21 protein-coding genes are annotated in these 21,869 nt (G+C 59.5%); 8 read left to right on the top strand and 13 right to left on the bottom strand.

Annotated elements, in window-relative coordinates:
* Positions 1-77 precede the first annotated feature (77 nt).
* From DA792_RS05850 to DA792_RS05790, 13 genes are all read right to left on the bottom strand, one after another.
* The gene (locus tag DA792_RS05850; RefSeq protein WP_107718928.1) at positions 78-2,480 is read right to left on the bottom strand and encodes an AAA family ATPase; all 2,403 of its coding nucleotides are present in this window, start codon (positions 2,478-2,480) and stop codon (positions 78-80) included.
* Positions 2,477-3,235: a hypothetical protein gene (locus DA792_RS05845; protein WP_107718926.1), complete on the bottom strand. Its 759-nt coding sequence runs from the start codon at positions 3,233-3,235 to the stop codon at positions 2,477-2,479. The genes DA792_RS05850 and DA792_RS05845 overlap by 4 nt, the downstream gene beginning before the upstream one ends.
* Positions 3,235-3,441: a DUF6511 domain-containing protein gene (locus DA792_RS05840; protein ID WP_107718924.1), complete on the bottom strand. Its 207-nt coding sequence runs from the start codon at positions 3,439-3,441 to the stop codon at positions 3,235-3,237. The genes DA792_RS05845 and DA792_RS05840 overlap by 1 nt, the downstream gene beginning before the upstream one ends.
* Positions 3,434-3,652 (bottom strand): hypothetical protein, encoded by a 219-nt coding sequence (locus DA792_RS05835; protein WP_107718922.1) that lies wholly within the window; start codon positions 3,650-3,652, stop codon positions 3,434-3,436. Before DA792_RS05835 ends, DA792_RS05840 begins: the two co-directional genes overlap by 8 nt.
* The gene (locus DA792_RS05830; RefSeq protein ID WP_107718920.1) at positions 3,649-5,331 is read right to left on the bottom strand and encodes a DEAD/DEAH box helicase; all 1,683 of its coding nucleotides are present in this window, start codon (positions 5,329-5,331) and stop codon (positions 3,649-3,651) included. Before DA792_RS05830 ends, DA792_RS05835 begins: the two co-directional genes overlap by 4 nt.
* Before the next feature lie 12 nt (positions 5,332-5,343).
* Entirely contained in the window at positions 5,344-5,970 is a 627-nt protein-coding gene (locus tag DA792_RS05825; protein WP_107718917.1) for a hypothetical protein, read from the bottom strand.
* Positions 5,971-5,989: 19 nt separating this feature from the next.
* Positions 5,990-6,865, bottom strand: a complete 876-nt coding sequence (locus DA792_RS05820; RefSeq protein WP_107718915.1) for an ATP-binding protein — start codon at positions 6,863-6,865, stop codon at positions 5,990-5,992.
* Positions 6,862-7,395: a hypothetical protein gene (locus tag DA792_RS05815; RefSeq protein ID WP_199908123.1), complete on the bottom strand. Its 534-nt coding sequence runs from the start codon at positions 7,393-7,395 to the stop codon at positions 6,862-6,864. Before DA792_RS05815 ends, DA792_RS05820 begins: the two co-directional genes overlap by 4 nt.
* Positions 7,395-7,748 carry a hypothetical protein gene (locus DA792_RS05810; protein WP_199908122.1) on the bottom strand — a complete coding sequence of 118 codons (354 nt, stop codon included), beginning with the start codon at positions 7,746-7,748 and terminating at the stop codon, positions 7,395-7,397. The genes DA792_RS05815 and DA792_RS05810 overlap by 1 nt, the downstream gene beginning before the upstream one ends.
* Positions 7,749-7,765: 17 nt before the next feature.
* Positions 7,766-8,038, bottom strand: coding sequence for a hypothetical protein (locus tag DA792_RS05805; RefSeq protein WP_107718913.1), 273 nt, complete (start codon positions 8,036-8,038; stop codon positions 7,766-7,768).
* Between the two features lie 84 nt (positions 8,039-8,122).
* A complete protein-coding gene (locus tag DA792_RS05800) occupies positions 8,123-8,845 on the bottom strand; it encodes an RNA polymerase sigma factor (protein ID WP_107718911.1) in 723 nt (240 codons plus the stop codon).
* Positions 8,846-8,944: 99 nt separating this feature from the next.
* Positions 8,945-9,190, bottom strand: a complete 246-nt coding sequence (locus tag DA792_RS05795) for a hypothetical protein (RefSeq protein ID WP_107718909.1) — start codon at positions 9,188-9,190, stop codon at positions 8,945-8,947.
* Between the two features lie 80 nt (positions 9,191-9,270).
* Positions 9,271-11,526, bottom strand: coding sequence for a hypothetical protein (locus tag DA792_RS05790; protein ID WP_107718907.1), 2,256 nt, complete (start codon positions 11,524-11,526; stop codon positions 9,271-9,273).
* Positions 11,527-11,922: 396 nt separating this feature from the next.
* Here DA792_RS05790 and DA792_RS05780 point away from each other — a divergent pair, with 396 nt between their 5' ends.
* The 8 genes from DA792_RS05780 to DA792_RS05745 all read left to right on the top strand — a co-directional run bounded on the left by DA792_RS05780 (position 11,923) and on the right by DA792_RS05745 (position 21,543).
* Positions 11,923-12,375, top strand: coding sequence for a DUF2924 domain-containing protein (locus DA792_RS05780; protein WP_107718903.1), 453 nt, complete (start codon positions 11,923-11,925; stop codon positions 12,373-12,375).
* Complete coding sequence (locus tag DA792_RS05775; RefSeq protein WP_107718901.1) at positions 12,372-13,682, top strand: recombinase family protein; 1,311 nt, start codon at positions 12,372-12,374, stop codon at positions 13,680-13,682. Before DA792_RS05780 ends, DA792_RS05775 begins: the two co-directional genes overlap by 4 nt.
* Positions 13,679-14,083, top strand: a complete 405-nt coding sequence (locus DA792_RS05770; RefSeq protein WP_107718900.1) for a hypothetical protein — start codon at positions 13,679-13,681, stop codon at positions 14,081-14,083. The genes DA792_RS05775 and DA792_RS05770 overlap by 4 nt, the downstream gene beginning before the upstream one ends.
* 303 nt (positions 14,084-14,386) lie before the next feature.
* Positions 14,387-14,578: a methylation-associated defense system helix-turn-helix domain-containing protein MAD1 gene (gene mads1, locus DA792_RS05765; RefSeq protein ID WP_107718898.1), complete on the top strand. Its 192-nt coding sequence runs from the start codon at positions 14,387-14,389 to the stop codon at positions 14,576-14,578.
* Positions 14,575-16,122, top strand: coding sequence for a type I restriction-modification system subunit M (locus DA792_RS05760; protein WP_107718896.1), 1,548 nt, complete (start codon positions 14,575-14,577; stop codon positions 16,120-16,122). Before mads1 ends, DA792_RS05760 begins: the two co-directional genes overlap by 4 nt.
* The gene (locus DA792_RS05755; protein WP_107718894.1) at positions 16,119-17,333 is read left to right on the top strand and encodes a restriction endonuclease subunit S; all 1,215 of its coding nucleotides are present in this window, start codon (positions 16,119-16,121) and stop codon (positions 17,331-17,333) included. Before DA792_RS05760 ends, DA792_RS05755 begins: the two co-directional genes overlap by 4 nt.
* Positions 17,334-18,449 carry an AAA family ATPase gene (locus DA792_RS05750; protein ID WP_107718892.1) on the top strand — a complete coding sequence of 372 codons (1,116 nt, stop codon included), beginning with the start codon at positions 17,334-17,336 and terminating at the stop codon, positions 18,447-18,449. It begins immediately after the preceding gene.
* Positions 18,442-21,543: a type I restriction endonuclease subunit R gene (locus tag DA792_RS05745; protein WP_107718890.1), complete on the top strand. Its 3,102-nt coding sequence runs from the start codon at positions 18,442-18,444 to the stop codon at positions 21,541-21,543. Before DA792_RS05750 ends, DA792_RS05745 begins: the two co-directional genes overlap by 8 nt.
* Positions 21,544-21,869 lie beyond the last annotated feature (326 nt).

The following is a 21,869-nucleotide window of genomic DNA, read 5'->3' as shown; positions in this document are numbered from 1 at the left end:
AGGAGTTGGGCCACTAACTCCTCTGGCGCGATAAGTCGTTGATTTAATTGAAACAGGAGTTGGGGAGGACATAGGAGTTAGGCCTCACTCTTAGGAGTTGGTGACCCACAATCCGCGTCCGCAACCGTCTCCGGATAGACCCAGACAGCCGGGTTTTCGACGTCCATGCAGACCCCGGAATTCGGGCATTTGTAGTGGCTGGGAAGAACGGGATCGGCGTCTTCGAAAACCTCGCCGGTCTCCGGATCAATACGCTCTTCGGGGCGAAACCGCATCCCGTCGACACAGAGATATCCGAAACGGGATCTGACCTTCGGATAGCCAAACACGTTGCCATCCCGCAGGAACTTGACGTGGCCCTTCGTGGCCAGAACACTCAACCGTTCGCGAATGGTGTATTTACTGCCAAGCCCGCTCTGGTTCTCGAACGCTTCGGCGAATTGCATTGTCGTGTAGAGATGCCCGCTGGCGGCTTCCTCATAGAGCAGGTCGAGGATCACATCGCGTTTACGGTTGCGCTCGGCATCATGCTTTGCGCCGACGTTCTGGCGCACCAGCCGCTCGTTCATTGGGTTGATTTCGATCCATTGACCGCCAACCTTGTCGATCAGCTTGGAGGGCAGCGCGGGTCCGTTCCGAAGCTCAATTTCCAGCTTGCGTTCTGGGGCCTCCTCGTCGGGACGGTGCAGGATCAGGCCGGACGTATAGAACCCGCGCAGCGCGCTGGCGCCGGAGAGTGCGAGGAAGGGATCGTCCTTTACCTGCTGCTTGCTGAGCTTCTTGGTGTGGTGGATCAGGATGACCCCGCAATCGCGGTCGATATGGTCGCGCAAGACCTCGATGCGCTCCTTGAGGAAGAACATCATGGCGGAATTGTCGTTCTCGCCGCCGCCGTCGGGCCCGCCGTCGAACAGGTTGCGGATCGGGTCGACGCAGAGGATGTCGGGCGGTGCATCGGGGAACGCCGTTTGCACGGCGCGCGCCACGCGCACGCTGCCCTCGTTGTCGAGCAGCAGCTTGAGTTTCGGCGTGGCGACGAAGGTATCGCGCGCGGCGGCCAACACCTCCGGCGGGAGGGCAATCTGCTTCAGTCGTTCGCGCAGATAGTGATACTGGATTTCGGCCTGTAGGTAGAAGACCCGCAGCGGTCGTGGCGGCGTGAAGCCGAGAAACGGCACACCGGCGGCCATGTGTACGAGCCAGGAGATCAGCAGATCGCTTTTGCCAACCTTGGGCGCGCCACCCAGCACCAGCAGCCCACCTGGCGTCAGCACGCGCGGCGCAATGATGTCTTCCGGCATGGGACTCTGGTCGTCCAGCAGCGCGCCCAGCGTGAATGCGGGCATCTCGGCCGGTCCCGGTGCGCCGGAATCCAATCGGATCAGGGGCGGTCCGTATTTCTCGACATGCCGCTCCCAGAGGCGCTCGGACTCGCGCTTGAGCCGTTCGACCGGCCATTGCGGCCGCAGCATCGCGGCGTTGTAGCCGCAGATGCCCTCCCAGCCTTCGTCTTTTGTCATCCGGCCCTCGTGGACCATGCGGATGAAATGCCCGATCGCAGCAGATGCGCCCTCGAAGCGGGACCAATCGTCCTGCGCCCCCTCGCGCACCGGGGTGACCAGCACATCGTCCATCGCCGGTTTGTCGGGATGGCTGAACTCGGGTTGCAGGGACACGCCTGGCGCGGGCGGCATGTCGGTCACGGCCTCCATGAACTCGGCCAGGTCGCGTTCGCGGTCGGCGTTTAGCTCGACGATCCGCACCTGCGTTTTCAGGCTGTTCTTGTAATAGACCGAACCCGCCACGCGGATCGGCTGGTGGGCCGAGCGGAAATGCATGTCGCCGCCGACCTTTGCCGCGATGTCGCCGCGCAGACGGCAGACACGGGCGATGTCGTCGCCCTCGGCAGGCTCGGTCAGCGACCACCAGACATGGGCTTTCCGCTGACCCTCCGGTGTCACACCGCCACTTTCCACTACCATGGTCGGCGACCCAAGGTGACGCTCCAGATGGGCGCGCTTGGCAGCGATATCGCCGGTGTCGAGATCGACCACCACGGTCTGCATCTGCAGGATTTCGGCGGCCTTCGCTTGCCCGGGTGCCGCGACTGTGCCGGGGATCACATAGACCGCCGCGCCCTCACGCGAGGCCCATGTGGCGAAAGTCGCCATCTTCTCCGGCGCGGCCTGATCGGCATCGAGCCAGATGTTATGCGGGCGGCCATCAATGCCTTGCCCCTTGTCGATGAAACTGCGGACCGGGATCAGACCGTCGCAGTAGCCAAAGACAACCTGCATGAACTGAGCGATCTGCGCAGGGTCCGGCTCGTCCCCGAACACGTCGATCTGCGGGGCCGCGTCGTTGAAATCGCGCCACGGGTTGAAATGGACGATATTCTCCTTGGGCATATCTGGCGTTGTGTCGTCGCGCATAGGTGTGTCCTGCACGGGGTCGGATGGATCGCTGGGCTCGTCGGTCATGCAGCCAGGCTCCAACACCGCTCGGCATGGGCACAGAACCGGCATTCGAAGAAATCCCGGTTGGCCGCGACACGGGGCAGCAACTCGCCCGCGTCCGTGGCCTGCAGGATCCGCACGGCGCGGTCGGACATGCGCTGCGCCAGATCGGCATCGAACGGCACGTGTTCATGGTGCAGCTCGGCCGTGTCCTTGTTGATGGCGGTGAATAGCGCCGGGGCCGCCGATATCCCCGGCACCGAGGGCTCCATGTAGGCCTGGTAAATCGCGATCTGGGCGGCATAGACGGGCTTGGAGACGGCGACCCCGTCATTGACGCAGGAGCGCCAGTTCTTCGCGTTCATGGTCTTGCATTCCCAGAGCGTCGGGGTGCGCAGACCAAGCGTCGCCGGAGCATCAGCGATGATCCCGTCGACATGGCCCCGGATACGACCTCCCGCGACGGAGAAGCCGAACTGGCCGCCATCGCGTTTTTGGGTGACAAGATCGATCCCAGCGGCCCGCAGCCAGCGGATCGCAAGGTCCTCGAGCTGGTGGCCGATCGCGAAGATCCGCAGCGTCTGGCCGCCGAAATCGGCATCGTCATCCTTGGGTGCACCGGCGAACTCGAACTGAAGCGCGCGTTCGCAAGCGTGCCCCAAGCGAGACGCGCCGAGATAGGTCCGGGGCGGTGTGGCCTCGCGCTCGGCAATGAGGGCTGCGTCGACCAGCGCGTTGATCCGCTCCGCCGTGGAGGGCCGGTGATTGAAGTCCAGCATCAGAACGGCACCTCCTGTGTCTGGGCCCGCGCGATGTCGGACATGGCCTCGCGGAAACCTTCGACAGCCTCCTCGATCAGGGCGCGCACCTGCGCCTCACACAGATCGGCGAAAGCTGTCTGCCAGCCGATCTCATCCATCAGCAGCGCGACGCGTTTCATGGTGGCGGTGATGGCGGCGCGCTCTTCTTCGGTCAGATCAACCATGGCAAAACGCTCCCGCGCCAAACGCGTCCAGAAACCTTGGCAGGGCATCGAGCAGAACCAGACTGATGGCCGGGGCCGCTTCGACCGGTGTGGATCGCGCCAGCCAAAACCACGCGTGGGTTGCTGACAGACAGCACAGAGCGTTCCACGTGGATGCCAGAGACGCCGCCGGCCCTCGGCCGTGATCGGTGTTGGTATGGTCATGGGTCATGCCGCCCTCCGTTCGGATCCGGCCACCGCGTTCACGGCTGCCTGGATGGCGCGTTTGTTGAAGCTGAAGGTCATCAGCGCCGAGGCGCGATAGCGCGTCAGGCCGAAGTCGTGCCGGCACTCGGGCGGTAGGTATTTCAGCTGCTTGTCCGTCGGTGGCTGACGCAGCCATCCCCTTGTCTTGAAGGCGCTTTCATCACTCTCGTGGGTGTTGAGCCAGTCGTCGGCCTGAGCGAGGCAGACGGTGCGTTCTCCGACGCCCAACAAGCGTGGCCGCTCGCCCTTGGCCCCGCCGATGGCGTACCAGACGCCGCCCATCCAGAAGATGCCGCCCCAGGCGGTAAAGCCCGTAGCCATCAGCGCGTCGTCCGTGCCGAAGAGATCGACCCATGCGAAGCTCGAGCGTTTCAGCAGGTCGATCTCGGTCATGACAAAGCCCGAGAGCGGGGCAGAGTCGGCGCCGGTCTCACCCTCATCCGGCAGCAATGCCTCGCCACAGAGCGGGCATTCGGTGGCGGCCAGCGGGATCTCCGCCGCGCAGGCCGGGCAAGTTTTCGTCGGTGCTTCACCGGTGCCGATCTTGCCATCCAGATCGACATCCTGTTCCAGCGTGCCGTGGATCAGGCTCGATGTCCCGAAATCCAGCACCACGCAGTCGGTCTTGACGAGGCCGGGGTGTTCCTCAGGATCGACGGTGCGCAGCCCGCGCCCGACCATCTGGATCATGGTGGATTTGTAGGAACTGGGACGCAGCAGCACGACGCAGGCGGTGGGCGGATGATCCCAGCCTTCGGTCAGCACAGCGACATTGACGACGACGCGGGTCTTGCCCGCCGCGTAATCGGCAAGGATGGCCTTGCGGGTCTCAGAAGCCAGATCACCATGGATCAGCGCAGCCGTGATCCCCGCGGCGCAGAATGCCTCGGTCACATGGTCCGCGTGGGCGACGGTTGAACAGAAGACGACCGTCTGACGGTCGCCTGCCTTTTCGGTCCAGTGTCGGATCACCTCGTCCGTGACAGGCGCGCGGTCCATGATGTCCGCCACCTCGGTCATGTCGAAATCGGCACTGGTCTTGCGGACCGACTTCAATTCCTCCTGCACCCCCACATCGATGACAAAGGTGCGCGGCGGCACGAGGTGGCCAGACGCAATCAACTCGCCCAACTGCACTTGGTCGGCGACATTGTCGAAGACCTCGCGCAGACCCTTGCGATCGCCCCGGGTCGGCGTTGCCGTCACCCCGAACACCCTCGCGTCGGGATTTGCATCGCGCACCCGGTCGATGATGCGGCGGTAGCTGTCCGCCACCGCGTGATGCGCCTCGTCGATCACCAGCAGATCGAGGCGCGGCATGTCGGCCAGGTTTGACGCCCGTGCCAGCGTCGGCACCATTGCGAAGGTGACGTCGCCGCCCCAGGATTTCTCCGTCGCGTCGATCACAGATGTCGACACCTCCGGCACCACGCGCTGAAACTTGGCGCGGTTCTGCGCCGTGAGCTCGTCGCGATGCGCCAGAACACAGGCCTTGGCACCGTCGCCAATCATCTCGCCGGTGACCGCCGAGAGCATGATGGTTTTGCCCGCGCCGGTGGGAGCCACACCCAGCGTGTTGCCGCGGGACGCGAGCGCAGCAACACTGCGCTCGACGAAGGTTTTCTGGCGGGGGCGCAGGCGCATGACCGTTCCCCCTTACTGCGCCCAGCTCGGCCGCCCGGGGGCACCGGGGTTGGCTGCTGGCGGATTGGGCGAGGACGTTTGGGCGGCAGCATTATGCTGCGGAGTGGCCCCCGGCCCGGCGTTACCACTGAACTGCAGGGCCGCCGTTCCCATGACCTGCGCATAATCGCGATGGTCAGGCGTGACCGCGCTGCGGATCTCGTTCTTGTCGTCACCGCTTGCGTCGGTGCCGATGTCGATGCGGGCAATGAACTCGATTCCGTCGAGATCGGCAAAGCCGCTGATGCGTCGCGCGGCCTGCGCCTCGGCCGACATGTCCTTGTCGGAAATCCCCCGCGCCGAGTTCAGCATGCCACGCACCAGGCTGCGGCCCATGTTGGTCCAGTCAGGTCCCTTGGGGCTGTAGAGCCCGATCAGCGTAAAGATCTTGCGCCGTGCGTATTGGCCCTCGGTCACCGTGAACTCGCCGTTGAGATAGACAGCACCGGTCGAGCCGCGCGTGGCATAGCCGCCGGTCCAGCCCTGTGAGGCATCGTCGAAGCCGCCGGGGCGGATGGTCAGGCGCACCTTGGCCAGCGTGCCCTTTGGGATCAGGTTGGTGTTGCTCTGCGCGTCGTTGAAATCGTTCCAGGAACCCATGGGGAACCTCCTTCTATTTTCAGGATTGCGGTTGGGATTGGTCGGCACCGGCCGGATCGGCAGGCGGCGGGGCGTAGGTCAGCCGGTCGGATGGAGGCGTCGCTGCCGTCCGGATCTTCGCCATCAGGCGGCCGAGATGGGGTTCTTCGACTTGATCCAGGCGACCGGAGCGATCCTTGGCTGGAAAGCCCCAGGGGTTGATCGTGTGGCAGACGAAGGCGCGATAGGGGTCGCCGCCGTCGGCCTTCAGCTCCATCATGGTGATCACCTCATCGACGATCCCCGGCAGCTCGAGCCCGGTCTTGGATCCGTCGATCTGCGGCTGGAACACCTTGCGATTGAAATCGTCGAGCTTCTCGTCGAGGATCCCAACGAACCAGACGTTCTTGGCCCGCGTGTGCTGCAGATGGGTGAGCCAGCCGATCATCTCGCGGCCATGCAGACCGTAGGCGCCCCGCACATCCGGCTTGCCGGTCTTCTCCGACAGCGCTTCGGGCTGGCCCTTGCACCACCCGAAGCACAGTCGCCCCGCCACGGTGATCGAGTCCACGAAGATCGTGTCGTAGCGGTCGAGCGCTGCCGGATCGCCGAAGCGGTCGCAGACCGCCGCATAGTGAGCCGGGCTATACGGCTGCTCATCGCGCAGCGCCGGGTTAGGCCCGCCGATGAACACCGCGAAATCTCGGCATTCCGTCCAGGTGCGTGGCCGGATGCTGTCGCCCGCCCAGCCTTCGATGGCGAGGTCGCCCGCTTCGAGATCCATGAACAGCGTGCGCTCGGGATCGAGGGTCCAGAGCAGCGAAGTTTTCCCGATTCCGCTCTTGCCGAAGATGCAGCCCTTGATGCCGCGTGGCTCGGCCAGCCGCTGGTCGGCGCTGATGATGGGAAGGCTCACTGGTCTGCCCCCTGGGCGAGGATCTCGACCTTCAGCGTGCCGGGCCGGACGGTGCGCGCGGGCTCGAATCCCTGCCGGATGGCCTCTGGCCAGGCGGCGTATTTGCGCTCGGGCACCTTGAAGGAGAGATCGACATATTCGGCGGGGTCGTCGCCTGCATCGCGGATCCGCGCGACCATGTCGGCCAGCCGGTCCTGATCCCAATCCACCCGCTTCGGCAGATCTGCGACCACGGTGAAATCGCCATCATCAAAGCGGACTGCGCCGGTGTCTTTGCCCGAAACCTTCCGTTCTTCGGCGGCCCAGGTGGCATAGCGGACGGCCAGTCCGGCATCAAAGCGGGCCTTGGCGGCCTTGTCGCGCTTCAAACGCTCGTCGATCTCGCGTTGCAGGATCGCCAGCAACTCGACCGGCAGGGCCGCAACCTCGGCGGCGCTGAGAGATGGCAGATCGTCAGGCGTGGGGGTGTTCTCGGGGAATGGCATGAAATGGTCTCCGTGATCGGTGAAAAAGGATTGGAAGGCGGGCATCACACGGCCTCCTGTTCGGCCAGCAGCAGTTCGGACAGCGAGACGGCGGCCGCTTTGGGCTTGGGCCGGGCGACGGCGATATAGGCGAACTGGTCAGGCCCCACGCGTTGCTGGACGAGATGCACGAGTCCAAGTTCAGCGGCCCAGAAGGCCCGCGATCCGAGCCTGCTCAACTCGACGCGCGCCGCATCCGACAGCCCTGAAAACACAGGGAAGATGTCGAGCACCAGAAAGCCGCGATGGTATTCCAGCCGGTCGCCGGGAACGGCTTGCGCCACCCAGGCGCAGAACTCGATCTCGGACAGCGGTCGGCCGGCGCGAACGGTGATAAAGGGTGTGGTTTCCATGAACATGTCTCCTCCTTTCCCCTCTACTCAGGCCGCCGCGACATCGTCCCAGCGGGGACCGAGGCCGCTTCGGCGCCCTTGATTGAGGCGTTGTGCAGGTCGTCCGGCTGGCCCGCATCGGCGTCGGCCTCGGCCTCGGCGTAGACCGCCACGAGTGGCGTCCCGTCCTGATGGGAACCGGCATTTTCGATGCGGTAGGCACGCTGGTTCTTCAGGATTTCCGGCAACTCCCAGCGGCGGTAGAGGCCGGGGATGCGCTTGAGGTCTGCGGACAAGAGGTCGGCTTTGCTGATCATGCTGGTCGACTTTCGGTTTGAGTGGGGCGCGCGGTGGCGTCTGAATGGGAAAAGCCACCGCACCGCAGGGATCGGGACATCCGGTCAGCGAAATTCTTGCAGGACGTCGCGCAGACGCCGGGTCGCCCGCTGATAGCGTTTGCGCGTCGCCGCCTCGGACAGCCCCATCTCGAATGCGACCTCGGCCTGAGAGAACCCGTTGATGGCCACACGGATCACCAGATCCGCATCCGTGCCGATCATGCGGACCAGATCGCCGTGGAGCAGTCCGGGGCTGGCAGTGGCCTCAGGCACTCCACCGTCGGCCGGAATTTCGTCAGGATCGGCCTCACTGCGGAGGCTCTGGTGCCGATCCTCGCGCTGACGCGTTCTGATCAAGTCCCGCTCGATATTCCGCAGGATAGTTGCTGCGATCCAGTTGACCCGCTGCAGATCCAGACCCCGAATGGCCTCGGAAGCCCGTGCAAGGATTTCGGATGCAACCTCGTCACCGGTGCCAATCCTGCGCCAGATCGATCTGCGCCGAACGGCATCCAGCCCCGGCCAGAGCGCCAGCAGCATCAGCGTCAGGGCACAATCGGAGGCCGCGCCGCCGGACTGCGCGGCCGCGACCAGTGCAACCAGCAACCGATTTTTGTCGTCTGGCGCACGGCAACCGACGTGCAGCGTGTCCAGTAAAGCAGCAGGATCAGCGAAATGCGCGAGCGGCTCGCTGCTGCGCCGGAGCTCATCGAAGGTGTTTTGAAAACCAAGAGTTGAAGAAGAAAACATGAGGTGATCACGGATCTCGTGCCACGCGATAGACATTGGACGCCTGCCTTGCGGCCAGGCGTCCAGCGCCTTTTTGTGGCCAGGTCAGGACGTCGTGCGTCTCTGCGATTTCAGGGAAGTGGTGAGATGCGCGCCTCAGCGCGCGGGTGATGTCGCCTGGTTCAGCGTTCCGCAGCCGCGGCAGGTGGCCACGACCGGAAAGCCCACGAAATACTCGTGGCCCCGCGCGAAACGCAGGTGCATACGGCCGTCCCGGCAGACGCCAAGCAGCTTGTCACAGCGCGTGCAGCGCCATTCGGGGCTCAAAGTGGTGGGTTTCGTCTCTGCGCCGCCGGTCCAGTTCATCTGGGCTGGCTGGCGGGAAGTATCGGGAGTCGGCATTGGAATGCTCCTCTTATGAGTGAGCCTTTCCAATAATCAGCGGTTTGTTAGACCGTCTCTCACGACATGTTAGACCGTCGTTAGACGGGAGTTTCAGCATCGTCCTCGGCGTCGACGATTTCGCCTGTTTGCACCGCGGTGGTGATCAGGCGCCAGAACCCACGCTTCGCACCCTTGCCGATGTAGATATCGACGATGTCCTTCCACATTTTTGTGCGGAACGCAGGTTGAGGACTCTTTGCCGCGAAACCCTTCATCAGGTCTCCGACATAGACATCCGTACTACCGCTGACGAAAGCAGCTACAAGGCGCTCGAAGATTGTCAGCTGATCGTTCCCCGCGAGGTGCAGCGGCTCCTTGCCCGGAATGTACAAAGTACCGGATTGCGTGCCTGCCCGAACGACGCGCGGCGACACACCCCCGCGAGCGAGCGAAATGTTGTTTCTATATGCGAGTTCGATGCCATCGCGCGTGAACAGGAGATCCTCGTCCGCCGATGCGAGATGGGACAGAAGCGGCACAACGACGTTGGAGCCGAGGTGCAATGGCAATTCCTCACTTGCTGCGAGGATAATGCCGACGCCAGCTGTGTTCCGCGCGCGTAGGGCCACATCCAGTCTTTGCGCGGTTTTCGGGTCATTGAGTCGTCGGGCGAAATAGACGGGCACTTCAGCGCCATCCACCTGCATTGCACCGAGAAGGGTCAGGTCCGGGTCGAGGATCTGGGCTGTCCGCTTGCTCAAGAGCGGTTTTATCAGACGCATGAGGGTCTCGTGTAGCCATTGGCCATTGATCGCAAACATCTCGACATCCGACGCAGGTCGCTTGCCACCGTCCTCGCCAAATGGGCCGATCGTGTTGACGATGCCTTCAACCGCCGAGGGCTTCACGGTGCTTTCCCCGGCAAAGTCGTCGTCGTCGATCAGGACCACATCCTGACGGTCGCGACGCTCTAGCAGCCCGCCTTCGATCAGACGGCTGGGGTCGAGCCCGAGTTCCCGGAGGTAGCTGCCGCTGACCTCGTCTTCAATGCGGTCATGGAGTTGAACCAGTTGGGGAAATATCGCCTGCAGGTCATCGGACGCGATCTGCCGGAATGCGCTCAGGATCCCCCATTCCTTGAGGAGGGCGAATCCGAGGGCGCGCTCTTCGGGATCCGTCTTGCTTTGCAGATTGCAGCTTTTCGTGCCGGAGATCGTGAGATTGAGCGTCCGCTCCTTTTCGTCGCCGACCCGGTTGTAGGCGACAGCAATGGCAATCCGACTGAAAGCTTCGGCACGGCGGAATATGTTTCTGGTGCCCAGATACTTGTCCGCCACCTCTTCAATGTCGTCATCGACGGCGACCTTCAGTTGCAGCTTGCGGCGCCAGACCCCGAGCCGGATCTCGGCTTCCACGACGCGGGCAAACGCGAATGCGTAGCCATCGATTTCCGGCGGCTGCAGACGAAGCGATGTCCGAAACCGCGAGAGGTTATAGCGCTTCCAGGTCAGCGGTTTCTGGGAGATGTCGTGGCCGAGGGCAACTTCGGCGAACGAGTCGCTGACCGTCTGGCGAACCACCGGGCTGTCCGCACAGACCTCGATCTGACGAAGCGATGGCGTGTAGATCAGCGTCGCCTCGTTGGGTGGTCGATAATAGATGGTTCCCCTGCGTCCGTCGTGTCGATGGTCATAGACGCTGGACAGCGGCCCGCCATGCCGGACGATCAGCATTATGGACGCGGGGTGTGTTTCAGTTGCGGGCAGATCGAGCGCTTTCACCGTGCAGGAAATCTCGGGTTTCAGCTCGAGCACCCCCTTGATCTTGGCCGCCAGTGCCATCTCGTCGATTGCGGTCGCATCGAAGGCTAAATGATTTTCAAGCTCGACCTCGAAGGCGTCGTAAAGCTTTCCGTGCTCACGAAACTGTCGAGCAAAATGAAAGCTTTCCGCGTCCTCGAACGTTTCGCGCGCATTGAGATAGGTCCATATGCTTCTGCAGAGCTGGTCTGGTTGTCGGTCGAACTCCTGCGACTGCGTATCATCGAGTTGCTGCTTGATAATTGTCGTGAGGGAGGTCACGCCCTTTCCGTCTGCGAGCGCCCGAATTCTACGTGATCGCTGCTCTGCCGGTCGCAGTTCATCCTGATCAAATTCAGAGAGCGTTTGGATGAGGTCCAGCCGAAACGCCTCCACTGCATCGTCATCTGTCAGGTCAGATGGGTTATCTGGCAGGGCGAAATCTGGCTCGTTTTCGCCCTCTCGGACGGAGAGCGCTGCTCGGGCAAGATCGATACGCGCATCTTCGATCAACGCAAGAATATTGGGACCGATCGGAATTGCTTTGCGCGCCATGAAATCACCTCAATGAATGTTTGCTCTCTACCTGATTCAACCACTGATAATCGTTGACGAAACTTTCTTTCGCAAGAGGTGATGTTCACTACTTGTTCGCACTCATGGGTAGCCAACAGGGTGCGGCATGTCCCACACGGAGCTTCGGGGTGGCTTTTGATTGGTAACGACATCACCAATCACGGCAGCCCGAGACATGAAACGACCCAATCCATTTCCAGCCGACCAGATGACGCCAGCGGAACGTCGTGCCGAGTTGTGCGGGCTGCTGGCCCTTGGGCTGGTCCGATTGCGGATGCGTGACCGGGCGGAAGTATCTGACGAAACTGGAGAAAGTTGCCTACACTATCCTGCCGACCAATGGCGTCATGCAACTCCAACTCAACGGAGAAACGCATGACCAAACAAGATCCTATCCCCGCGCGCCTGGCCGCGCTCAAGACGACATCGACGCCAGACTTGAAGAAACAATGGCGCGACCTGTTCGACAGCGAACCGTCGCCGTTTAATCGTCGCTACCTTGAGAGCCGACTGGCCTATCGCATCCAGGAGCTGGCGTATGGCGGCCTGAAGCCGGAAACGGTGAAAAGGCTGGAGGCCCTCGGCGAGCAACTTGATGGCGGCGACCGCAAAAAGAGCCGCATCCGCGCGGACATGACGCCCATCGTCGGCACAAGGCTGCTCCGTGAGTGGCAGGGTGTCGAGCACGTCGTCACCGTCACCGCCGACGGTTTCGACTGGCAGGGGCGCCCATACAAATCGCTGTCGGCCATTGCCCGCGCCATCACCGGCACGCGCTGGAACGGCTGGGTGTTCTTCGGTCTGAAAAACCACCGGAGGGGCAAATGACCAAACCGATTGTCAGGAAGCTGCGCTGTGCCGTTTACACACGGAAATCCTCCGAGGAAGGGCTGGAGCAGGAGTTCAACAGCTTGCACGCCCAGCGGGAAGCCTGCGAGGCGTATATCGCCAGCCAGCGGTCCGAGGGCTGGGTGCTGGTCCGCGACCAGTACGACGACGGCGGTATATCCGGCGGCACGCTGGAGCGCCCCGGCCTGAAAAGGCTGCTCGCGGACGTCGAGGATGGCTTGGTCGACGTGGTCGTCGTGTACAAGATCGACCGGCTGTCTCGCTCGCTGATGGATTTTTCAAAACTGGTCGAGGTGTTTGACCGGAATGGTGTGACATTCGTCTCGGTGACGCAATCGTTCAACACGACAACGTCCATGGGGCGACTGACGCTGAACATTCTTCTGTCCTTTGCGCAATTCGAGCGCGAGGTGACGGCCGAGCGGATCCGCGACAAGGTCCGCGCCAGCCGGATGAAGGGCATGTGGATGGGCGGCGTGCCTCCACTGGGCTACGTAGTGAAGGACCGGAAACTGATCATCAAGGAGGCCGATGCCGCCAATGTCCGCTGGATCTTCGCCCGGTTCATCGAGATCGGATCGGGCACGGAGCTGGCAAGGGAATTGGCCGCTCGGGGCGTCCAGACCAGCCGAGGCAACCGGATCGACAAGAAATACCTGTATCGCCTGCTGAACAACCGCGCCTACATCGGTGAAGCTGTCCACAAGGGCGACAGCTATCCCGGCGAGCATGAAGCCATCATTGACCGCACGGTCTGGGACAAGGTCCATGCCATCCTGACCGAAAGCCCGCGCAAACGTTCTGCGCGCACCCGCGCGGACACGCCCGCATTGCTGAAAGGGTTGCTCTATGGCCCCGATGGCGCGGCGTTCTCTCCCACCCACACGCGCAAGGGCGGCAAGCTTTACCGATACTATGTCAGTCAGACGGTGCTCAAGCATGGCACCGGAACGTGTCCAGTGGGTCGCGTCCCTGCGGGCGAAATCGAAACCGCAGTCATCGACCAGTTGCGCGCAGTGTTCCGTCAACCTGAGATAGTCGCTGGGACGTGGAAGGCGGCCCGCTCGCAGGATGAGAAGATCACCGAAGCCGACGCCAGCTTGGCCCTGCAGCAGCTTGTCCCGCTTTGGGACGAACTCTTCCCGGCCGAGCAGGCGCGCATCGTGGCGCTGCTGGTGGAGCGGGTGGACATCAGCACGGAAGGCCTGAACGTCGAGCTCCGCGTCGACGGTCTCCGTGGTCTTGCGCGCGAAATGCTTGCAAACAACATCGAGGCGGTAGCATGACCAGCAGGGCCCCGATCCCGGACACCGTTACGCTGCGCGTGCCATTCCGCCTCGTGAAGCGCGGCGGCCGCAAGGAGATGCAGCTGCCAGAGGGCGTCAAGCAACCGCGCCGGACCGACAGCACACTAGTCAAGGCGCTGGCCCGAGCGTTCCGTTGGAAGAGGTTGCTGGAGTCGGGCGAGTTCGCCACGATCACAGAGCTGGCGGCACGGGAAGGCGTGACGCCTTCGTTCCTGACGCGAGTCCTGCGGCTTACACTGCTGGCTCCCGAGATCGTCACAGCTGTCCTTGATGGCAAGCAGTTCGCAGACCTGACTCTGAAGACCGCAATGCAGCACTTTCCCGACGAGTGGACGGCGCAGGTTTCAAAATTCAATGGACGCGAAGCACTGGAATCCTGACAATCGTTGCACCCGGCGTCGGGCCGCAAGGCATGCGGGAGCGGTATCGCCGCGCGAAGATAAGGTTCAAAGCGCGCACAGGCGGCGTCGACGGGACCATGGGCAGAGCTAGAGGCCTTGGGCGGGACTCGGCTCAGATGCCCGGACATCGAAGCCAGCGACAAAACCGACTACAAGGAGCGACACGCCCAAAGCCAGCGCGATCTCATCAGCGCTCTGAAACCGCTTCGAATTCCCGCCTTGTAGGAATCCGCAATTTTCCATAGAAATCTCAAAAGGGATGATTATGGGAAAGAGCTTCGCATGGCAGATGACATCATGACCATTGATGAAGTCGCCGACTATCTCAGGATCAACAAAAAAACCGCTTACCGTCTCGCGGCCGACAGCAAGCTCCCCGGCTTCAAGGTCGGCGGCACTTGGCGGTTTCGGCGCGCGGATATTGAGGACTGGATCGAGCGTGAAGCCAGTCCGAAGAAGGACAAAAAGAAATGACAGGCCAGGAACAACGCGCGGCGCTACAACGGAAAATCTGGGACATCGCGAACGATGTGCGCGGCTCGGTCGATGGCTGGGACTTCAAGCAGTATGTCCTTGGCGCGCTCTTTTATCGCTTTATCAGCGAGAATTTCGCCGCTTATATCGAGGCGGATGACGACAGCATCAACTACGCTGGCCTTCCCGACGATGTCGTCACCGATGACATCAAGGATGACGCGATCAAAACCAAGGGCTATTTCATCTATCCCAGCCAGCTCTTTGCCAATGTCGCCAAGGACGCCAACACGAATGACAGCCTGAACACCGATTTGGCGCAGATATTCGCGGCGATCGAGTCCTCCGCCAACGGCTACCCCTCTGAGCAGGACATCAGAGGTCTCTTCGCCGACTTCGACACGACCAGCACGCGCCTTGGCAATACGGTGACCGAAAAGAATAGCCGCCTTGCCAAAGTGCTGAAGCGGGTTGCGGAACTCAATTTCGGGGACTTCCACAACAGCCAGATTGATCTGTTTGGCGATGCCTACGAGTTCCTGATCTCGAACTACGCCGCAAATGCGGGCAAGTCCGGCGGAGAGTTTTTCACCCCGCAACACGTTTCAAAGCTGATCGCTCGGCTTGCCACCCATGAACAGGAAACAGTCAACAAGGTCTACGATCCCGCCTGCGGCTCTGGCACGTTGCTGCTGGAAGCCAATAAGGCCGTTCCAGAGCACACCATACAAGAAGGATTCTTCGGGCAGGAGATCAACCACACGACCTACAACCTGGCCCGCATGAACATGTTCCTGCACAATATCAATTACGACAAGTTCAACATCCAGCGCGGCGATACGCTGACCCAACCGCATTTCCAGGACGACAAACCCTTTGATGCCATCGTTTCCAACCCGCCCTATTCGGTGAAGTGGATCGGCTCGGACGATCCGACCCTGATCAACGATGACCGCTTTGCGCCTGCGGGTGTGCTCGCACCCAAATCAAAGGCCGATTTCGCCTTTGTGCTCCATGCGCTCAGCTATCTCTCGGCCAAGGGCCGCGCGGCGATCGTCTGCTTCCCAGGGATCTTCTATCGCGACGGCGCGGAGAAGAAGATCCGGCAATATCTTGTCGATAACAACTATGTCGAGACGGTGATCGCGCTCGCCTCCAACCTCTTTTACGGCACGACCATAGCGGTGACGATCCTGGTTCTCGCCAAGAACAAAACCGACACGACCATCCAGTTCATCGACGCGACCGGCGAAGACTTCTTCAAGAAGGCCACCAACACCAATCTGATGACGGATGATCACATCGCGCGAGTGATGGACATCTTCGATTCGAAGGAAGACGTGCCACATGTCGCCGCCTCAGTGCCCTATGAAACCATTGTGGAGCGGGGCTATAACCTCTCCGTCAGCTCCTATGTCGAGCCGCGCGACACGCGTGAGATCGTCAATATTGCCGAGCTGAATGATCAGATCGGCACCACTGTGGAACGGATCAATCAGCTGCGCGCCGATATCGACGCCATCATTGCGGAGATCGACGCATGAGCGCGGCGGGCTTTCTGGAAAAGCTGCTGAATGGTGGTGAAGTGGCGTGGAAGCCTTTGGGTGAAGTTGTTGGAATACAACGTGGGCGAAGGCTCGTAAGAAGTCAGCTAGAGGAAACCGGGAAATTTGCTGTATTCCAAAACAGCATGAAACCCCTCGGATTCTATCATGATTCGAATGTTGAAGCCGACACCGCTTTTGTTATTTGCGCTGGAGCAGCAGGGGAAATTGGTTACAGCGCTTCCAAGTTTTGGGCTGCAGATGATGTTCATTTCTTTCAGACGCCCAATTGGATTTTAAGTAAATATGTATATCACTGGCTTCTAACACAGCGGAGCAAAATATCATCTCAAGTACGAAGAGCGAGTATTCCGCGACTTTCAAAGTCAGTCGTAGAATTGCTCGACTTCCCCATCCCATGCCCAGATGATCCGGAGAAGTCGCTGGCGATACAGGGGGAGATTGTTCGGGTACTGGACACCTTCACCGAGCTTACCGCCGAGCTTACCGCCGAGCTTACCGCCCGCAAAAAGCAATACAACCACTACCGCGACTGGCTTCTCAGCTTTGAAGGTGGGGATGTCGAATGGAAACCCTTGGACGAGATTGGCGAGTTCATCCGTGGAAAGCGCTTTACGAAAGCCGATTATGTGGATGAAGGCATCGGTGCGATCCACTATGGCGAAATCTACACGCACTATGGTGTCTTCGCGCACAAAACACTTTCGAAAGTCAGAAGCGATATGGCGGCTTCGTTGCGGTATGCTGAGCCGAATGATGTTGTCATCGCGGGCGTCAGCGAAACAATCGAAGACGTCGGCAAAGCGGTTGCGTGGCTCGGAGAAGAAAAAGTCGCGATCCACGATGATAGCTATGCTTTCCGCCACAACATGAACCCGAAGTTCATTGCATATGCGATGCAGACTGATGCCTTTCATGATCAGAAAGCGAAATACGTTTCGAGCGGCAAAATGAAAAGGCTCCTGATTGATGGAGTCAAGAACGTGCGTCTGCCGGTTCCTTACCCCAACGACCCTACCAGGTCTCTCGAGGAACAGTCGCGCATTGTCGCAATCCTCGACAAGTTCGACACGCTGACGACTTCGATCAGCGAAGGCCTGCCCCGCGAGATCGAGCTGCGTGAAAAGCAATATGCCTATTACCGCGATCAGCTGCTGAGCTTTCCCAAGCCTGATGCAGAGGCGGCGTAAATGGGACAGACGCTGACCGAAATCGCTGACACGCTGCGGGGCGCCAACAAGAAGGTGCAGCTGATCTATGCGTTCAACGCCTCCGGCAAAACGCGGCTGTCCCGCGCATTCAGAGAGCTGATCGACCCGAAGACCGAAGAACGGGACGACGATTATCGCCCCAAGGTGCTCTACTATAACGCCTTCACCGAAGACCTCTTCTACTGGGACAATGATCTGACCGGCGACACCGAGCGGAAGCTTTGCATTCATCCGAATGCTTATACGAAATCCGCCTTTGAAGACCTCGGACTCGATACTCGGGTTATCACAGCGTTCCAGCGCTATACTCAGCCGAACCTGACGCCACGCTTCAACCCCGAATTTTCAGAGGTGACTTTCTCGCTTGAACGCGGAACCGATACGAGCACCGGTAACCTGAAAATCTCCAAAGGCGAGGAAAGCAACTTCATTTGGAGCGTCTTCTACTGCTTGCTGGATCAGGTCATCAGCACCCGAAACGTCGCTGAAGTCGATGAGCGCGAGACGGATCAGTTCAATGACCTCGAGTATGTCTTTATCGATGACCCGGTCAGTTCGCTTGATGAGAACCACCTCATTCAGCTTGCCGTCGATGTCGCCGACCTGATCAAGAGAAGCGATGCGGTGAACGGCCTGAAGTTCATCATCACGACGCACAGCCCGCTTTTCTTCAACGTGCTGTTCAATGAGCTGAAAAAAAAGACCTCCTACATGCTGAAACGGCTTGAGGATGGTACGTTTGAGCTGACAGAGAAGAACGGCGATTCAAACCAGAGCTTTTCTTATCACCTTTACCTCAAGCAGACGCTGGAGGAGGCAATCGCGGCAGACAAGATCGAGCGCTATCACTTCACCCTGCTGCGAAATCTCTATGAAAAGACATCGAACTTTCTGGGCTATCCGCGATGGTCAGAGCTGCTGCCGGGCGACCAGCAACTTTACATGAACCGCATCATTCAGTTTACGAGCCATAGCACGCTCTCCAGTGAGACCATCGCCGAGCCCTCGCCGCAGGAAAAGCAGACGGTAAAGCTCCTGCTGGATCATCTGCGCAACAATTACAGCTATTGGCAGGAGGACGCCCCAAGTGCCTGAGCAGACGACCCCGATCGCCGAGACCAATCGCTTTATCGTTCTCGATAAATATGTCCGCGCTTGGGAGGCGGCTGACAGCTATCAGTCCGAGGCCGACCTGGAGCGCGAGCTTGTTCAGGACCTGCGCAATCAAGGCTATGAGTTTCTTGACGATCTGAAATCAACGGGCGCCATGCTGGCGAATGTGCGTACACAGCTGCAAGCGCTCAATAATGTTCAGTTTACTGAAAAGGAATGGGCGCGGTTCGTTGAGACCTATCTGGATCGCCCCAGCGACAGCGCCACTGACAAGACCCGCAAGATCCACGACGACTACATTTTTGACTTCGTCTTCGATGACGGCCGTATCCAGAACATCTATCTGGTCGATAAGGCCAATGTCTGTCGCAACAAGGTTCAGGTCATCAAGCAATTCGAGCAAGCGGGCACTCACGCGAACCGCTACGATGTGACCATTCTGGTGAACGGGCTGCCGCTGGTGCAGGTCGAGCTGAAAAAGCGCGGCGTCGCCATTCGGGAAGCGTTCAACCAGATCCACCGTTACAGCAAGGAGAGCTTCAACTCGGACAGTTCGCTCTTCAAGTACCTCCAGATCTTCGTGATCTCGAACGGCACGGATACGCGCTACTTCGCCAACACGACAAAGCGTGACAAGCACAGTTTCGACTTCACGATGAACTGGGCGCAGGCCGATAACAACCTAATCCGGGACCTGAAGGATTTTACAGCGACCTTTTTCGAGAAGCGCTCGTTGTTGAAGGTGTTGTTGGACTATTCCGTCTTCGACGTCAGTGACACGCTGCTGGTGATGCGCCCCTATCAGATCGCGGCCACGGAACGAATCTTACGAAAGATAAGAAGCTCGTTCGAAGGTAAGACGCTTAGTAAGCCAGAAAGCGGCGGATACATCTGGCATACGACAGGCTCGGGCAAGACACTGACCAGCTTCAAGGCGGCCCGCCTGGCCAGAAACCTCGATTTCATCGACAAGGTCTTTTTCGTGGTCGACCGCAAAGACCTCGATTACCAGACGATGAAAGAGTATCAGCGCTTCTCGCCTGACAGCGTCAACGGTTCCGACAGCACAGCCGGGTTGAAGCGCAACCTCTCCAAGGACGATAACAAAATCATCGTCACGACGATCCAGAAGCTCAACAATCTGATGAAGAGCGAGGGCGACTTGCCGGTCTATACGCAGCGCGTCGTCTTCATTTTCGACGAGTGCCATCGCAGCCAGTTTGGTGAGGCACAGAAGAACCTCAAGCGGAAATTCAAACAATTCTGCCAGTTCGGCTTCACCGGCACGCCAATCTTTCCGGAAAATGCTTCGGGCGCGGAGACGACTGCCAGTGTGTTCGGGAGCGAACTGCATTCCTATGTGATCACTGACGCGATCCGCGACGAGAAGGTGCTGAAGTTCAAGGTCGATTACAACGATGTGCGCCCGCAGTTCAAAGCGATCGAAACCGAACAGGACGAAAAGAAGCTGACCGCCGCCGAAAACCGGCGATTTCTTCAACACCCCGAACGAATCGCAGAGATTTCCCAGTACATTCTCGATAACTTCCGCCGCAAGACGCATCGTCTCTATGGAGACAATAAGGGCTTCAACGCCATGTTCGCGGTGAGCAGCGTTGATGCAGCCAAGCTCTACTATGAAAAACTGAATGCGCTGCAGGACGGTAGCGACAAGCCATTGAAGATCGCGACCATCTTTTCGTTCGCAGCCAACGAAGAACAGGATGCGATTGGCGACATTCCTGACGAGAGTTTTGAGGTTTCGGCGCTGAACAGCAGCGCCAAGGAATTCCTGAACGCCGCAATCGCGGACTACAATGCCTGCTTCCGAACGAATTTCAGCGTCGATAGCAAAGGCTTCCAGAATTATTATCGGGATCTGGCGAAACGGGTAAAATCCAAGGAAGTCGACCTGCTCATCGTGGTTGGTATGTTCCTGACCGGCTTTGACGCGCCAACCCTTAACACGCTGTTCGTGGACAAGAATTTGCGTTTTCACGGCCTTATACAAGCCTACTCCCGCACCAACCGCATTTATGATGCGACCAAGTCCTTCGGCAACATCGTTACCTTCCGTGACCTGGAAGAGGCGACCGTCAAGGCGATCACACTCTTTGGCAACGCCAATACCAAGAACGTCGTTCTGGAGAAGAGCTACTCAGAATACATGGAAGGTTTTACAGACCAGACGACAGGCGAGGCGCGGCGAGGCTTTATCGATGTCGTCCGTGAGCTGGAAGAGCGTTTCCCGGACCCCTCCGCCATCGAAAAAGAAACCGACAAGAAGGCCTTTGCGAAGCTGTTCGGCGAGTATCTCCGTGTAGAGAATATCCTTCAGAATTATGATGAGTTCTCGAGCCTAAGAGAGCTTCAGGAGATCGACGAGAGTGACGCTGAAGCGGTGAGAACATTCAAGGAGCGACACCATCTGAGTGATGATGACGTTGACGAGCTCAAGAACATCGAGATGCCTGTTGACCGAAAGGTCCAGGACTACCGTTCGACCTACAATGACATCCGGGATTGGCTTCGCCGCGAAAAGGCGAGCGCCGAGCAAGTTGAGTCAACGATTGACTGGGATGATGTAGTGTTTGAGATCGACCTCTTAAAGTCCCAGGAAATCAATCTGGATTACATCCTGGAGCTTATCTTCGAGCACAACAAAAAAACGAAGAGCAAGTCAGAGCTCGTTGGCGAGGTTCGCCGTGTAATTCGCGCCAGTATTGGCAATCGCGCGAAAGAAGGCCTCATCGTCGATTTCATCAATCAAACAGACCTTGACAAACTGGGGGACAAGGCCGGAGTGATTGAGGCATTTTTTGCCTTCGCACAAGCCGAACAGCGCCGGGAAGCGGAAGAACTGATAACCGAGGAAAAATTGAACGCAGATGCCGCCAAGCGCTACATCGCGACGTCGATCAAGCGCGAATACGCGAGCGAAAACGGCACAGAGTTGAACTCGATCCTCCCAAAAATGAGCCCACTCAATCCACAATACCTGACTAAAAAAAGAGATGTTTTCCAACGCATCTCTGCGTTCGTTGAGAAGTTCAAGGGTGTTGGCGGTAAAATGTAGGCGTGTTCATGATCAATGGTCACGAACCACTGCATACCAGTTATGGTTTTTTAGGGTTTTCGGCCCGGGTCGCGCCCGCATGCCGAACGTCCGCCGCAAAGGTACAGTTCTAGTGGCCGAAAAAGGGTATAATTTTCAGAGTTTTATAGGACTGTACCAAAAGAGCGCAGTCAACAGGTCCGGAGAATATCGGCCCGGAGAGACCGCTTCCATGCCTCTCGGCGCCTCCACCAGTTCTCAGCCCCGCCCGCATAACCCTCGAAAACAACGGAAAAATCCGGCCGTAGCCGGATCGGGAGAATACTTTCGCTGGGGCAAGTGGCGGA

The organism is Celeribacter baekdonensis, assembly GCF_003047105.1.
GTDB lineage: Bacteria > Pseudomonadota > Alphaproteobacteria > Rhodobacterales > Rhodobacteraceae > Celeribacter > Celeribacter baekdonensis_B.
Note: the sequence above shows the minus strand (reverse complement) of the source record. Positions and strands in the feature narration are given on the sequence as shown.